Genomic DNA, 13422 nt, shown 5'->3' with positions numbered 1-13422 from the left:
CACCCTCGGCAAACACCATGCCCTTTCCCGCGGGAGCACGCCATGCGGGTGCTGCTGACGGGCGCTACCGGCTTCATCGGCCGCCACCTGGCGCTCGCGCTCGCGCAGGCCGGCCACGAGGTGGTTGCGGTGGTGCGCCGGCCCGGTGTGGCACTGCCCGGCGTGAGCGCGCAGATTGCAGGCGACTTCACGCGCGACCTGCACGCCGCCGACTGGCAAGCGCGACTGCACGGCATCGACGTGGTGGTCAACACCGTGGGCCTCCTGCGCGAGCAGGGCAGGCAGCGCTTCGACACGCTGCACGAGGCGGCGCCGATCGCGCTCTTTCGGGCCTGCGTCGCCGCCGGCGTGCGGCGCGTGGTGCAAATCTCGGCACTCGGTGCCGATGAGCATGCGCAAAGCCGCTATCACCTGAGCAAGAAGGCGGCCGACGACGTGCTGCTCGCGCTGCCACTGCAGGCGAGCGTCGTGCAGCCCTCGCTGGTCTACGGGCCCGGCGGGGCCAGTGCGCAACTCTTCAATCTGCTGGCAGGCCTGCCGCTGCTCGCCCTGCCCGGCCAGGGGCAGCAGCGCGTGCAACCGATCCATGTCGACGACCTCGTGCAGGCGCTCGTCGTGCTCGTCGAACGGCCCGACGCGCACAGCCGGCGCATCGCGCTCGTGGGCCCGCGACCGCTCAGCCTGCGCGAGTTCCTCACCGGCCTGCGTTCGGCCCTCGGCGTGCCGCACACCTGGGTGTGGCCGGTGCCGATGCCGCTCGTGCGACTGGCCGCCCACGCTGGCCGCTGGTGGAACGGCGCGCTGCTCGACGGCGACAGCCTCGCCATGCTCGAGCGCGGCAACACCGCGCCCGCCGACGACACCACGGCGCTGCTCGGCCACCCGCCGCGCGGCGTGGAGGCATTCATTCCCCCCGAGACGGCCCGAAGCACCGGCGTGATGGCGCAGTTGTCGTGGCTGCTGCCGCTGCTGCGCGTGAGCGTCGCGCTGGTGTGGATCGTGACGGGCGTGCTGTCGCTCGGCGTCTACCCGGTCGAAGACAGCTACGCGCTCCTCGCCCGGCTCGACGTGCGCGGTGCGCTCGCACCGCTGCTGCTGTACGGCGCGGCCGCGCTCGATCTCGCGCTCGGCGTGCTCACGCTCACCTTGCGGCAACACCGACACGCGCTGTGGCTCGCGCAACTCGGCCTGATCCTCGGCTACATGGTTCTCATCACCTGGCGCCTGCCGGAGTTCTGGCTGCACCCCTACGGGCCGATCCTGAAGAACCTGCCGATGCTGGCGGCCATCGCGGTGCTGATGGCGCTGGAGCCATTGACGAAAGAGAGACGCTGATGGAATACCTGATCACCAAGTGGCTGCACATCCTCTCGTCGACCGTGCTCTTCGGCACCGGCATCGGCTCGGCCTACTACCTGCTCTTCACGAGCCTCGCGGTGCGCAAGACCGGCGACCCGCGCCCGGTCGCCGTGGTCGCGCACAAGGTGGTGCAGGCCGACCTCTGGTTCACCACCACGACCATCCTGCTGCAGCCGCTCAGCGGCTGGTACATGACGCACCTCGCGGGCATCCCGCTCACGAGCAAGTGGCTGATGTGGACCTACGGCCTCTACCTGCTGGCCGGTGCCTGCTGGCTGCCGGTGGTATGGATTCAATTGAAGATGCGCGACCTCGCCCGCGAGGCCGACACGCGCGGCGAGCCACTGCCGCCACGCTACTGGCGTTTCCTGTGGATCTGGACGGCGCTCGGCGTGCCCGCCTTCTTCGGCCTCGTCATCGTGTTCTACCTGATGGTGGCGAAGCCGGTTTGAGCGCACGGCAGCGCTGGAACTCCTGCAGGAACGGCAGCAGCACCAACATCACCGCGCCCACGATCACCGCCGCCTTCGCCTCGGTGGGCACCGGCGGGTCGCGCAGGCGCAGCGCCCAGTCGGCCGCCTCGGGGCCGAGGCCTAGGATGGCGAGCGACTGACCGCGGTAGGCGATGCACAGCGTCAGCAGGCCCAGCCACGGTAGGCCCATCTGCAGGCCGTGCACCCATTGCTCGATGGGCGGGATGACACGCCGCGCGCTGGCATAGGTGAGGTCGACCCACAGCGTGATCTCGTGCAGCACACACGCAGCGAGCGCCAGCAGAAGCACCGTCGCGGTCACCTCGCACCACAGCAGCAGAAGCACCGCCCCGCCCAGCTCGCCGATCATCAGGAGGTGCAGGGCCGACTCTTTCCAACCCGCGCTCGCCTCGATGCGCTCGCGCCGGTGGCAGGCCCAGTCGGCGAAGCCGGCGAGCATCCACACCGGCAGCAGCGCGCCGAGGAGCAATCGCTCGAGCAGCTGCGCCGTGGCGTCCAAGGCCACGTACCTAGCGCGGCCGGCGCACCGCCTGCGCGCCCAGCCAGAGTGCGCCACCGAGCGCGGCCCACATCCACCAGCGGTTCGGTTTCTCGCCGTGGCGGAAGCCACCGTCGATCGCGTTCCCGATGGAGGGTGTGTAGAGATTGCCGTCGCCCTTGGGCGCGGCGTCGGCCTGGCGCAGGTAACGCTCGACCACCCGCGCGCCGATCCAGCTCGACAGCAGCGGCGACACCGCATGCCCCGCGCGCAGCGCCGTGGCGGCGGCGCCCACCGTCGTCGACGCACGTGGCTCGCGCGCCACCGACACGATGGCCTCGGCCGCCATGCGCGGGTCGTAGAGCGGCGGCGCGGGCTTGAGCCGGCGGCCGGTGTAGTTGGCCGCGTGCGCCATGCCGGGCGTGTCCATGAAGGCCGGGTAGATGTCGCACACGTGGATGTCGGGCCAGCCCGACATCTCGCCGCGCAGCGCCTCGCTGAAGCCGCGCAGGCCGAACTTGCTGGCCGAGTAGGCCGCCGCATACGGCGCTGCCGCCCAGGCGCCGAGCGAGATCATGTTGATGAGCACGCCCTGCTGGCGCGACATGAAGTGCCGCAGCACCGCATGCGCACCGTGGAAGTGGCCGAGCAGGTTGGCCTCAATCACCCGCCGATGCGCCTCGATCGGCGTCTCGGTGAACGAGCCGACCGCGCCCACGCCCACGTTGTTGACCCACACGTCGATGGCGCTGAAGCGCTCGACGGCCGCGGCCGCCAGCGCCCGCACCTGGTCGGCCTGCGTCACGTCGGTGGGCACCACCAGCGCCTGCGCGCCACGCGCGCGGCACAGCTCGGCCACGTCTTCCAGCGGGCCTTGGTTGCGCGCGGCCAGCACGAGGTGCGCCCCGGCGTCGGCAAAGGCCAGCGCCGTGGCGCGGCCGATGCCGCTGCTGGCGCCGGTCAGGACGACGGTGCGGCCGCGCAGCTCGCGCCGCTTCACTGGCTGGCGGCCGAGGCCGAGGGCATCGGGGTGGTCGAGCCCATGGTGCCGGAGGCGCTGCTGTCGCCCGGCATCGTGGTGCCGCCGCCGCCCGGCGTGGTCGAGGTGCCGCCCGGCAGCGTGTCGCTCGGCGTCGTGGTGGTCGTGCCGGGGCCGGCGCCGGTGGGCGGCATGTCCTCGCGCTTGTTGCAGCCGGCGAGGGTGAGGCCGGCCGCGGCCAGCAGGGTGAAGGTGAGCGTGGTGATGCGTGTCATCGGTTCTCTCCATCAGGAAGTTCGACAGGCGCGCTTGCCGGCACCGGGTAGGTTTTGCGGCAAAGCAGCGGGGGAGGGCCTCGCCCGAGGTCGAAACGAGTCCACGACCGCGAACGCGGCAACCGATGTGCCGCCCTGGCCAGAAAGAACGCGCTCAGCGCGCCCCGGGCCAGACGCCGGGCCGCACGCTCGACGCGGTGATGAGCCCGTAGGCCGCGATGCCGAGCGCCACGCCGATGAAGTGGCCTTCCAGGCCCAGGCCGAGCCCGTTGGCCAGCCACCCGCCCACACCCACAGCCAGCGTGATGCGCGCAAGCCCCGCCACCACCGGCCACACCATGCGGCCCGCCCCCATGCAACCGAAGTACATCGCCATGCCGAGGCCGAAGCCGCCGAAGGCGAGCCCGGTGTACTGCAGGCCGCGCGCCGCGGTGATGGCCACCTGCAGGTCGCTGGTGAAGAAGAGCGCGAACTGCAGCGGCCAACCCGCCACGGCCAGGCCCACCGCGCCCGAGACGACGAGCGACAACACCCCGCCGACCCAGGCCGTGCGGCGCGCCGTGGCCCAGTCGCCCGCACCGACCGCACGGCCGACGAGCGCCGTGAGCGCCGAGCCCACGCCGAAGGCCAGCGGCACGATGAGGAACTCGAGCCGCGCCGCGATGCCGTAGGCCGCCACCGCCGCCACGCCGTAGCCCTTGAGCTGCGCGGTGACGAGGATGGTGGTGAGGTTGGCCACGGCCGCCAGCGTGCAGGCGATCGCCCCCACCGCGAGGATGCGCTTGAAGAGCGCCCACGAGGGCTGCACACGCAAGGTGGGCACGAAGCCCGCGCCACCGCGGAAGACCACGAACGCCATCGCCGCCGCGGCCACGCACTGCACCAGCGCCTGCGCCGCGCCCACCCCGGCGAGGCCGAAGCCCAGCGGTTCGGCCAGCAGGTAGGCGAGCAGCGGGAAGGCGAGCGCCGTGAGCAAGAGCGTGCGCGCCGCCACCGCATGCTGGCCACCACCGCGCAGCACCGAAGCGAGCGTGTTCGACAGCCACGCCGGCACAGCCCCAAGCCCGAACAGCCAGAACGCGTAGACCACCGCGGCATCGGCCGCTTCGGCCCCGGCCACCGCCGTGAGCATGGGCCGCGCGAACACCGACAGGCCGAGCGCGAACAAGAGCCCGAAGCTCACCGCGATGATGAGCGCGTGCAGCACCAGCGCCGAGGCTTCGTCGCGTTTGCCCGCACCCAGTGTGCGCGCCACCGCCGAGACCACGCCGCCGCCCATCGCCCCGGCCGACATCTGCTGCAGCAGCAGCGCAAACGGCAGCAGCACCGCCCAGCCGGCGAGCGCCGCCGTGCCCTGGCGCGCGGCGAGCCAGGTCTCGACCAGCTGCGCCCCCACCTGCAGCAGCGCGAGCAGCGTGGTCGGCGCCGCCAGCGCCATCACCTGCTTCAGCAAGGCCCGCGGCGGGGCGACCGCGGCGGCCAGCGTCGCCGTCATGGCTGGCGAGAGATGATGGTCATCATCTGACCATCGTAGCGGGCCGAACCGTTTTGTGCTGACGCTCAGCGGACAGCGACGTTCTGCTGGGCGAGCGCATCGATGACGTCAGCGACCAGCCGGCCGGCCTGCACCCGGCCGCCACCCGCCTCGTGCGTGAGCCCGAAGCGCACGATCACGAGCTGCTGGCTCGGCACGACGATCAGGTACTGCCCGAGGTAGCCGTAGCCGAAGTAGGCATCGGCCGGAGCGCCGGGCAGGCCCCAGGGGAAGCCGAGCGGGTGCCGGCTCGTGGCCGGCAGGTTGAGCCAGAAGCCGGCGCCGTAGCCGGTGTCGAGCGTCTGCGTCGCGGCCTGGTGCGCCCAGTCGCGCGGCAGCAGGCGCTCACCGCCCACCTCGCCGTCGTAGAGATAGAGCAGGCCGAGCTTGGCCCAGTCGCGCGCCGTGCCGTAGAAGTGGCTCGCGCCCACGGGGGTGCCGGCGGCGTCGAACTCCATCACCACCGAGCGCATGCCGAGCAGGCCGAAGAGTTCGGCGTGGGCGAAGCGCTGCACGTCGGCCGCGGTGCCGCCGACCGCATCGCGGATCGCCTTCGAGGCGCGCATGTAGCCGGGGTCGCTGTAGTCCCAGCGGGTGCCGGGCGGCACTTCCTGCGGACGGCTCTCGGCATAGGCGGCCATGTCGGGCTCGAGCGACCACATGCGGGTGGCGTCGTCGAAGCCGTTGTAGCCGCGGAAACGCGCCTTGCCCTCGGTCATGCGCAGGAGCGGGTCGAGCGGCTTGGGGTCGAGCCGGCCCTGCAAGGCGAGCACGCCCACCAGCGCGTGCGTGGCCGACTTGCTGATGGAGTGCGCGTGCCAGGCGGTGTGCATCGTCACGTCGGGCGCGTAACGCTCGGCGACGACGCGCCCGCGGTGCAGCACGACCACCGCCTTGGTGGCCTGCCAGGCGGGGTCGAACGCGGCGTCGAGCGCAGCCTGCAGCTTCGGGGAAGCGGGCGTGACCAACCCGGGGCCGGCAATCTCGGGGAGCACCGGCGTCACCGCCGCCCGCGGGCCCGACGCCACCGCCGGCGGGATGTGCCCGTTGTCGAGCAGGCAGCCCATGCCGTCGCGGTAGACGGCGCGGCTGGGGTAGGCGCCGTAGACCCGGGTGCGCACCTCGCGGCGGTCGCGGTCAAGTTCGTAGCGCAGGCCCCAGTCGAGCATCCACATGCCGCCTTGCGGCCGCATCTCCTCGCGGTAGGCCTGGTCGACATCGCGGCCCGACACGAAGACCGCCGAGCACAAGGTCTGGCTGACACCGGCGGTCGCCACCTTGAGGCCGTGGCCGGGCGAGAAACTGCTGCAGCCCGCCAAGGCGCCGAGGGCGACGCTCACGGCCATCAGCCAGCCGAGACGGGGAAGAAAGGTGTTGAGGGTCATCGAAGGCTCCTGAATAGAGCCCTCAGGATGCGAAAGCGCCCCGGCCGCGTCTTGCCCATGCCGGAATCGGCTGGCCGATTCCTGAAATCGGCGAGCGAAAGCTCAGGTCAATGCTGCTTTGCGGAATTCGGTCGGCGTCTGGCCCGTCTCGGCCTTGAAGGCGCGGTTGAAGGGGCCGAGCGACTGGAAGCCGGCGTCGAGCGCGATGGTCAGCACCGGCACGGGCGCCTGCGCCGGGTCGGCCAGCGCGGCCTTGGCCTCGTCGAGCCGGTAGCGGTTGAGGAAGACGTTGAAGTTGCGGTAGCCCAGGCCCTGGTTGATGGCGCGGCGCAGCTTGTACTCGGGCACGGCGAGCCGTTCCGCCAGGCGGGCGATGGTCAAGCCTTCTTCGCGGTAGACCCGCTCTTCGGCCATCAGGCGCTCGAGCGCGGCGATGAGCGCCGGGTCGACCGGCGGCTCTGGGGCGGTGGCCGCGGCCGGGGTGCGGGTCTCGGGCACCGGCAAGGGCGGCGGCTGGGTCGGCACCAGCAGGCCCTGGCTCGGCACGGCGATGAGCCGCCACGACACGACGAGCGCGATGGCCGACAGCATCGCCATGTCGACCAGCGCCAGCACCGGCCCGACCGGCCCGGCCGACCCGAGGCGCGGGCCCATCTGCACCACCGTGTAGAGCGCACCCGCGCCAACGATGAAGACGCGCAGCCGGCGCCGCCGCTCCACCAGGTCGGCGCGCCAGGAGGCGAGCGTCTGCGCCACGGCCAGCACCGAGAAGCCGAGCGTGACGCCCGTGATCGTGAGACCCAGCCACAGCCGCGGGCCGAACACGCAGCCGAAGAGCGCCAGCCCCGCCAGCACCGCCCACAGCAGCGCGTGCCGCGGGTGCCAGCGGAAGTCGTCCTCGAAGAGAGAGCGTGCGAAGAGCCAGAACATGACGGCATTGCCCGTCGACAGCATCGCCACCGGCGCACGCCACAAGGGCGGCCAGCCCGCGAAGCCGGCCGACGACTGCAGCGCATACGCGGCCACGCCCAGCGCCACCAGCGCCCCGGGCCGGCACGATGGAGAGCGGGCGTCGCGCCACAGCACCGCCCCCACGAAGAGCATCAGCGTGACCAGCCCCGCGCGCAGCGCGACGTCGAGCGTGTGCAGGGTGGCAGCATCCATGTCGGCGCGCATCGTAGCCGGGCGTGGCACCATCGCGCTCCCCGCCACCCCTGCCCGAGCCGACCGATGAAAGCACTCGCCCTCTTCAGCATGCTGGCCCTGGCCGCCGCCGCGCACGCCGCCCCGGCCACCTACACCGTCGACCCGATGCACACCTTCCCGAGCTTCGAGGCCGACCACATGGGCATGTCGATGTGGCGCGGCAAGATCAACAAGAACACCGGCACCATCGTGCTCGACAAGGCGGCCGGCAGCGGCAGCGTCGACATCACGATGGACGTGACCAGCATCGACTTCGGCCTCGACATCATGAACAGCAAGGCGCGCGAAGCCGAGCTCTTCGACACCGCCAAATTCCCGCAGGCGCGCTACACGGGCAAGCTCGACGGCTTCAGCAACGACGCCCCCTCTCGCGTGGTGGGCGAGCTCACGCTGCGCGGCGTGACCAAGCCAGTGACGCTCACCATCCACACCTTCAAGTGCATCCCGCACCCCATGCTCAAGCGCGACTGGTGCGGTGCCGATGCGTCGGCCACGATCAACCGCGCCGACTTCGGCATGGACGCTGGCAAGGATTGGGGTTTCAAGATGGACGTGGGCCTGCGCATCCAGGTCGAGGCGGTGCAGGCCGAGTGAGCCCGGACGGGCCTCGCTTGAGGCTCAAGAGGGCCAGCGCCATCAGCGCGGCCCCACCCAGCTGCACGGGGCTCAAGGCGCGGCCGTAGACGATCCAGTCGACCCCGATCGCCGCCAGCGGGTAGACGAACTGCAGCACCGCGATGCGATCGGTGGGCAGGCGGGCCATGCCCGCGTAGAGCAGCACATACGCAAGGCCGGTGTGCAGCGCGCCGAGCCCGGCCAGCCAGGCCCACGCCGCACCACCCGCGGGCCAGCCGTGCAGCAGCGGCCACGCCAGCAGCAGCACGGTGCCGATGGCGCATTGCCACCACGCCATCGCCAACGAGCCGACCTCCTTCGCCGCCTTCGCGATCAGCGTGACGAGCGCATAGCTCAGGGAGCCGCCGAAGCACATGAGCAGCCCCAGCGCATAACGCTGCGGGTCGCCGGGCCAGGCTTCGTCGAGCAGGCCCGAGGCCAGGCCCAGGCCAAGCAGCGCCACGAGCACCGCGCCCCACTGCCGCGCGGTGACCGGCTGGCGCCACCACCACGCGCCCAGCACCAGCACCCACAGCGGCTGCACGTGGAACACCACGGTGGCCAGCCCGATCGACAGGCGGGGGATGGCCGCGAAGAAAAGCGCCCAGTTGACGATCATCAGCAGCGCCGCCGCCGCGGCCCATCGCCACGCGCGCCACGGCAGGCGCAGCTCGCCCAGGCGGCGAGACGCCAGGCCCCACACGCTCAGCGCCAGCAGGCCGAAGGCACAGCGGCACCACACGGTGGTGAGTGGGTGCGCCCCGGCCTCTTCGACGAACACGCCGAGCGTGCCCAGGAGCAGGCCCCCAGCCACCACCAAGATGGTGCCGTGGCGCAACGCGGTGCGGTCGTTCGGGTTCATGGCACGGCACTGTGGTCACGCACCACAATCCCGTAAAGCGCATAGTTCGAACGCCTATCATGCGCTAATCGAATAGTGGAGCACCATGGCCTCGAACGACCTGCAACTCGACTGGCTGCGCGCCTTCGTGGCGGTGGTCGACGCCGGCTCGCTCACTGCCGCCGCGCCGCTGGTGCACCGCTCGCAATCGGCGCTGAGCATGCAGCTCAAGAAGCTCGAAGACGCCATCGGCCGCCCGGTGCTGAGCCGCGGCCCGCGCCTGCTGGAGCTCACCGCGAGCGGCCATGAGCTGCTCGGCTACGCGCGCCGCGTGCTGGCGCTGCACGACGAGGCGGTCGCCGCACTGCGGGGCCCGGCCCTCTCCGGCCGCGTGACACTCGGCGTGCCCGACGACTATGCGGTGGCCTACCTCGCCCCCGTGCTGCGCAGCTTCGCCGCGCGGCATGCGGCCGTCGAACTCACCCTCGTGTGCGAGCAGTCCACGCTGCTGATCCCTCGGGTGCAGCGGGGCGAGATCGACCTGGCCGTCGTCACGCGCGACCGGCCGCAGCGAGGCACCCTGCTCTTCCACGAGCCGCTGGTGTGGGTGGGGGCTCCCCAGCACGAAGCTTGGCGGCGCGACCCGCTGCCCATCGCCGTCTACGAACCGGGCAGCCTCGCACGGCGAGGTGCACTGTCCGCCCTCGCCGCCCACGGCCGCCGGCATCGCATCGTCTACAACAGCTCCAGCCTGCCCGGCCACGTGGCGGCGGTGGAGAGCGGCCTCGCGATCGCCGCGCTCACCCGCTGCAGCGTGCCGACGGGGCTGCAGATCCTCGGCGAACGGCAGGGCCTGCCGGCGCTGCCGCCGATGGAAGTCGCCGCGCTGCGCAGCAAGGCCTCGGCGGGCTCGGCGGCCGTCGACGCCCTGCAGGAGCAGGTCGTCGCCACGCTGCGCCGCGCGGAATGATGCAGTGCCACAAATCCGCCGGCCGATGACGGTCGGCCGGCCGGTTGTCCTACAGGCAAGGCGAGCCGCTTCCGCGACGATGACGCCAACGTTGTCACCCCTTCACGGAGTTCCTCATGTCGTTTGCCACTGCACAGACCTACGGTCGTCACCACCCCGCCGCGGCCCAGCATGGCCTCACCCGCCATGAAGTCCTGCGCGATGCGCTGCTGGACACGGTCAACCTGCTGCAGCGCCGCCGCGCCGACCTCGTCGACGAAACCTTCATCGACAACTACGTGGCCCTGGGCTGGCTCGAATGGCACGGCGGCCAGCTGCGCGTGAGCGCACTCGGCAGCACGATCTGCCAGCAGATGTCGGAGCGCCTGTCGCCGCTCGACTCCTGAGCTTCTTTCCCGTTGCGTTCAGCCCGCGGCCGGCACCGGCTCGGGCAACACGAAGAGCGTGACGAAACGCTTGACGGCGGCCTTGTCGCCGTCGAGGGCGAGGTCGCCGGCCTTGACCGCCTCGGTGAGCTTGCGCCCGCCATAGATCACGTCGGCCAGTGCCGCCGTGCTGCCGGTGATCACGGCATCGGGTGTCTCGGCCTCGCCACGCTCGACGGCGATGCTGCCTTCGGCCACCACCGCATGGAAGCGCTCGTCGCCGAGCCGCAGCCCGATCGTGGCGCGGAAGTCGCCCGCGAGTTCGGCGCTGAAGAGCGTCTGCAGGGACATCATCAACGACGCCGTCGACACCGGCAGCCCCTGTGTCATCAAGGGCGAGCGTGAGCCCCAGCGGCCCAGCGCGCTCAGCAGCGGCGCGAGTTCGCGGCCCCAGTCGGTGAGCTCGTAGACGTAGGTGGCGGCCGGCGGCAAGAGGCGGCGGCGCCGCAGCACCGAGGCCTGCTCCAGCTCTTCGAGCCGCAGCGTGAGCACGTTGGGGCTGATGCCGGGCAGGCCGGCGCGCAGGTCGGTGAAGCGCTTGCCGCCGAACACCAGCTCGCGCACGATGAGGAGCGCCCAGCGCTCCCCCACCAGGTCGAGTGCGTGCGCGGCGGCGCACCCGTCTTCGTAACTGCGCTTGAAGCTCATGCGGGGCAGTCTACCGCCAAATCCTGACTCACAACTTGTCAGTTGTTTTTCAGGACTAACGTGCTTAGACTGGCCGCCCAACCCCCTCCCACCTCAGGAGCCCCGACCATGAGCACACCGACCATCGACGCCTACCTCAACTTCGACGGCACCTGCGCCGACGCCATGCGCTTCTACGAGAAGACGCTGGGCGGCAAGCTCGAGATGATGATGAAACTCTCGGAGTCGCCCGACCCGGCGATGCGCGCGCCGGCAGACGCGCCGCCCGAGGTGAAGAACCGCATCCTGCATGCGTCGCTGCTGGTCGGCGAACAGCGCCTGCTCGCCTCCGATACCATGCCCGGCCAGCCCTACGAGGGCCAGAAGGGTTTCGGCCTCGCCCTCACCTACCCGACCGTCGCCGAAGCGCGCAAGGTGTTCGACACCTTCGCCACCGGCGGCCGTGTCGACATGCCGATGTCGCCCACCTTCTGGGCCGAGGCCTTCGGCGCGGTGGTCGACCGCTTCGGCACCTGCTGGCTCATCAACGGCGGCCCCAAAGAGATGGGCTGAGCTTCAAGGATCTCCATGACGACCCCCACCCTCGACGACAAGAAGATCGACGACAAGAAACGCTGGACGGCACTCGCCGTGCTGTGCATCGGCGTGCTGATGATCGTGCTCGACACGACCATCGTGAACGTGGCCCTGCCCTCGATCCGCGCCGACCTCGGTTTCACCGAAACGTCGCTCGTGTGGGTGGTCAACGCCTACATGCTGACCTTCGGCGGCTTCCTGCTGCTCGGCGGCCGGCTGGGCGACCTGTACGGCCACCGCAAGCTCTTCCTGCTGGGCCTCGTGCTCTTCACCGCTGCGTCGGCCGCGTGCGGGCTGGCCCAAGGCCAGGCGATGCTCATCGTCGCGCGCGCGGTGCAGGGCATCGGCGGTGCGGTGGTGTCGGCGGTGTCGCTCTCGCTGATCATGAACCTCTTCACCGCGCCGGCCGACCGCGCCAAGGCGATGGGCATCTACGGCTTCGTCTGCGCCGGTGGCGGCAGCGTGGGCGTGCTGCTGGGTGGCCTGCTCACGAGCAGCCTCAACTGGCACTGGATCTTCCTCGTCAACCTGCCGATCGGCGTGCTGGTCTACGCACTCAGCATGGGCCTGCTGCCGAAGGGCCGCGGCCAGGCGCACGGCGAGAAGCTCGACGTGGGCGGCGCCATCACGGTGACGGCCGCGATGCTGCTCGCGGTCTATGCGGTGGTGAACGGCAACCAGGCCGGCTGGGGCTCCACGCAGACCCTCGGCCTGCTGGCCGCGGCCGTGGTGTTGCTGGGCGTCTTCGTCGCCATCGAAGCACGTGTGCAGCACCCGCTGATGCCGCTCAAGCTCTTCCGCTCGCGCAACCTCGCCGTCTCGAACGTGGTGGGCGTGCTGTGGGCCGCCGGCATGTTCGCGTGGTTCTTCATCTCGGCGCTCTACCTGCAGCTGGTGCTCGACTACACGCCGATGCAGGTGGGCCTCGCCTTCCTGCCGTCGAACATCATCATGGCCATCTTCTCGCTGGGCATCTCGGCCAAGATGGTGATGCGCTTCGGCCTGCGCAAGCCGCTCGCGGCCGGCCTCTTGATGGCCGCGGTGGGCCTCGCGCTCTTCGCACGTGCGCCGGTCGACGGCACCTTCTGGGTCGACGTGCTGCCGGGCATGCTGCTGCTCGGCCTGGGCGCCGGCATCGCGTTCAACCCGGTGCTGCTGGCGGCGATGAGCGATGTGTCACCCGCCGATTCCGGCCTGGCCTCGGGCATCGTCAACACCTCGTTCATGATGGGCGGCTCGCTTGGCCTGGCGGTGCTGGCGAGCCTGGCCGATGCGCGGCGCGATGCCTTGCTGTCGATGGGCGCGAGCACGCCGGTGGCGCTGAGTGGCGGTTATGCGATCGCGTTCGTCGTCGGCGCGTGCTTTGCGGCTGCGGCGGGGTTGATCGGGGCGGGGCTGCTGCGTGTCTCTGGGCCTGTCGCGAACTCGCATGATTCTGTGGGGCCCGCCACCGTGTGATTTTGGGCTCTGAGCGGGATCGTGCCGACGGGGTGCCCTGCTCCGCTCATGTCCCTCCTCGATGAACGCTCCCGCGTTCATCGATTCCTTCCTTTACTTCGCTGCGCAGGGCACCCCGTCGACACGATCTGCACCATCGCGGCACGCCACCTATCGGCATGCCACTTTGGTGGCTTGCC

Annotated in this window: 14 protein-coding genes; 7 read left to right on the top strand and 7 right to left on the bottom strand. The window is 71.0% G+C overall.

Annotated features, from left to right (window positions below; genetic code table 11):
• Positions 1 to 42: 42 nt before the first annotated feature.
• Both KF892_17160 and KF892_17155 read left to right on the top strand, forming a co-directional pair.
• Positions 43 to 1335, top strand: coding sequence for an NAD-dependent epimerase/dehydratase family protein (locus KF892_17160; protein MBX3626752.1), 1293 nt, complete (start codon positions 43 to 45; stop codon positions 1333 to 1335).
• On the top strand, positions 1335 to 1811 hold the full coding sequence (locus KF892_17155) for a DUF2269 domain-containing protein (GenBank protein MBX3626751.1): 477 nt from the start codon (positions 1335 to 1337) through the stop codon (positions 1809 to 1811). The genes KF892_17160 and KF892_17155 overlap by 1 nt, the downstream gene beginning before the upstream one ends.
• On the opposite strand, the gene KF892_17150 is transcribed toward KF892_17155, so the two are convergent.
• The 5 genes from KF892_17150 to KF892_17130 all read right to left on the bottom strand — a co-directional run bounded on the left by KF892_17150 (position 1774) and on the right by KF892_17130 (position 7668).
• On the bottom strand, positions 1774 to 2358 hold the full coding sequence (locus KF892_17150; protein MBX3626750.1) for a diguanylate cyclase: 585 nt from the start codon (positions 2356 to 2358) through the stop codon (positions 1774 to 1776). The two genes, KF892_17155 and KF892_17150, sit on opposite strands and share 38 nt — an antisense overlap.
• A 4-nt stretch (positions 2359 to 2362) precedes the next feature.
• Positions 2363 to 3598, bottom strand: a complete 1236-nt coding sequence (locus tag KF892_17145) for an SDR family oxidoreductase (protein MBX3626749.1) — start codon at positions 3596 to 3598, stop codon at positions 2363 to 2365.
• A 141-nt stretch (positions 3599 to 3739) separates the two neighbouring features.
• Positions 3740 to 5080 (bottom strand): multidrug transporter MatE, encoded by a 1341-nt coding sequence (locus KF892_17140; protein MBX3626748.1) that lies wholly within the window; start codon positions 5078 to 5080, stop codon positions 3740 to 3742.
• Positions 5081 to 5145: 65 nt separating this feature from the next.
• Positions 5146 to 6504 (bottom strand): serine hydrolase, encoded by a 1359-nt coding sequence (locus KF892_17135; protein ID MBX3626747.1) that lies wholly within the window; start codon positions 6502 to 6504, stop codon positions 5146 to 5148.
• 102 nt (positions 6505 to 6606) lie between these two features.
• A complete protein-coding gene (locus tag KF892_17130; protein MBX3626746.1) occupies positions 6607 to 7668 on the bottom strand; it encodes a helix-turn-helix transcriptional regulator in 1062 nt (353 codons plus the stop codon).
• Positions 7669 to 7734: 66 nt separating this feature from the next.
• On the opposite strand from KF892_17130, the gene KF892_17125 reads away from it, so the two are divergent.
• Complete coding sequence (locus KF892_17125; GenBank protein MBX3626745.1) at positions 7735 to 8304, top strand: polyisoprenoid-binding protein; 570 nt, start codon at positions 7735 to 7737, stop codon at positions 8302 to 8304.
• Here KF892_17125 and KF892_17120 read toward each other — a convergent pair.
• Positions 8252 to 9187 (bottom strand): DMT family transporter, encoded by a 936-nt coding sequence (locus KF892_17120; protein MBX3626744.1) that lies wholly within the window; start codon positions 9185 to 9187, stop codon positions 8252 to 8254. The two genes, KF892_17125 and KF892_17120, sit on opposite strands and share 53 nt — an antisense overlap.
• 85 nt (positions 9188 to 9272) lie before the next feature.
• Here KF892_17120 and KF892_17115 point away from each other — a divergent pair, with 85 nt between their 5' ends.
• Together KF892_17115 and KF892_17110 are read left to right on the top strand one after the other, a co-directional pair.
• Positions 9273 to 10136, top strand: coding sequence for a LysR family transcriptional regulator (locus tag KF892_17115; protein MBX3626743.1), 864 nt, complete (start codon positions 9273 to 9275; stop codon positions 10134 to 10136).
• Between the two features lie 116 nt (positions 10137 to 10252).
• Positions 10253 to 10522, top strand: a complete 270-nt coding sequence (locus tag KF892_17110) for a hypothetical protein (protein MBX3626742.1) — start codon at positions 10253 to 10255, stop codon at positions 10520 to 10522.
• Between the two features lie 18 nt (positions 10523 to 10540).
• Here the strand turns inward: KF892_17110 and KF892_17105 are convergent, their stop codons facing one another.
• Positions 10541 to 11209, bottom strand: coding sequence for a transcriptional regulator (locus KF892_17105; GenBank protein ID MBX3626741.1), 669 nt, complete (start codon positions 11207 to 11209; stop codon positions 10541 to 10543).
• A gap of 108 nt (positions 11210 to 11317) precedes the next feature.
• On the opposite strand from KF892_17105, the gene KF892_17100 reads away from it, so the two are divergent.
• Together KF892_17100 and KF892_17095 are read left to right on the top strand one after the other, a co-directional pair.
• A complete protein-coding gene (locus KF892_17100; protein ID MBX3626740.1) occupies positions 11318 to 11761 on the top strand; it encodes a VOC family protein in 444 nt (147 codons plus the stop codon).
• Positions 11762 to 11776: 15 nt separating this feature from the next.
• The gene (locus KF892_17095) at positions 11777 to 13243 is read left to right on the top strand and encodes a DHA2 family efflux MFS transporter permease subunit (GenBank protein ID MBX3626739.1); all 1467 of its coding nucleotides are present in this window, start codon (positions 11777 to 11779) and stop codon (positions 13241 to 13243) included.
• The last annotated feature ends 179 nt before the right edge of the window (positions 13244 to 13422 follow it).

Origin of the sequence: Rhizobacter sp., from assembly GCA_019635355.1 — a bacterium.
Taxonomy (GTDB): domain Bacteria; phylum Pseudomonadota; class Gammaproteobacteria; order Burkholderiales; family Burkholderiaceae_C; genus Rhizobacter.
The sequence above is the reverse complement of the archived record's forward strand: the minus strand, read 5'-3'. Positions and strand labels throughout refer to the sequence as shown.

Bases quoted from the DNA above. Each gene is read 5' to 3' on its own strand.
- KF892_17160 (MBX3626752.1), top strand. From the start codon at position 43: ATGCGGGTGCTGCTGACGGGCGCTACCGGCTTCATCGGCCGCCACCTG.
- KF892_17155 (MBX3626751.1), top strand. From the start codon at position 1,335: ATGGAATACCTGATCACCAAGTGGCTGCACATCCTCTCGTCGACCGTG.
- KF892_17145 (MBX3626749.1), bottom strand. From the start codon at position 3,598: ATGGAGAGAACCGATGACACGCATCACCACGCTCACCTTCACCCTGCT.
- KF892_17140 (MBX3626748.1), bottom strand. From the start codon at position 5,080: ATGACGGCGACGCTGGCCGCCGCGGTCGCCCCGCCGCGGGCCTTGCTG.
- KF892_17135 (MBX3626747.1), bottom strand. From the start codon at position 6,504: ATGACCCTCAACACCTTTCTTCCCCGTCTCGGCTGGCTGATGGCCGTG.
- KF892_17130 (MBX3626746.1), bottom strand. From the start codon at position 7,668: ATGGATGCTGCCACCCTGCACACGCTCGACGTCGCGCTGCGCGCGGGG.
- KF892_17125 (MBX3626745.1), top strand. From the start codon at position 7,735: ATGAAAGCACTCGCCCTCTTCAGCATGCTGGCCCTGGCCGCCGCCGCG.
- KF892_17120 (MBX3626744.1), bottom strand. From the start codon at position 9,187: ATGAACCCGAACGACCGCACCGCGTTGCGCCACGGCACCATCTTGGTG.
- KF892_17115 (MBX3626743.1), top strand. From the start codon at position 9,273: ATGGCCTCGAACGACCTGCAACTCGACTGGCTGCGCGCCTTCGTGGCG.
- KF892_17110 (MBX3626742.1), top strand. From the start codon at position 10,253: ATGTCGTTTGCCACTGCACAGACCTACGGTCGTCACCACCCCGCCGCG.
- KF892_17105 (MBX3626741.1), bottom strand. From the start codon at position 11,209: ATGAGCTTCAAGCGCAGTTACGAAGACGGGTGCGCCGCCGCGCACGCA.
- KF892_17100 (MBX3626740.1), top strand. From the start codon at position 11,318: ATGAGCACACCGACCATCGACGCCTACCTCAACTTCGACGGCACCTGC.
- KF892_17095 (MBX3626739.1), top strand. From the start codon at position 11,777: ATGACGACCCCCACCCTCGACGACAAGAAGATCGACGACAAGAAACGC.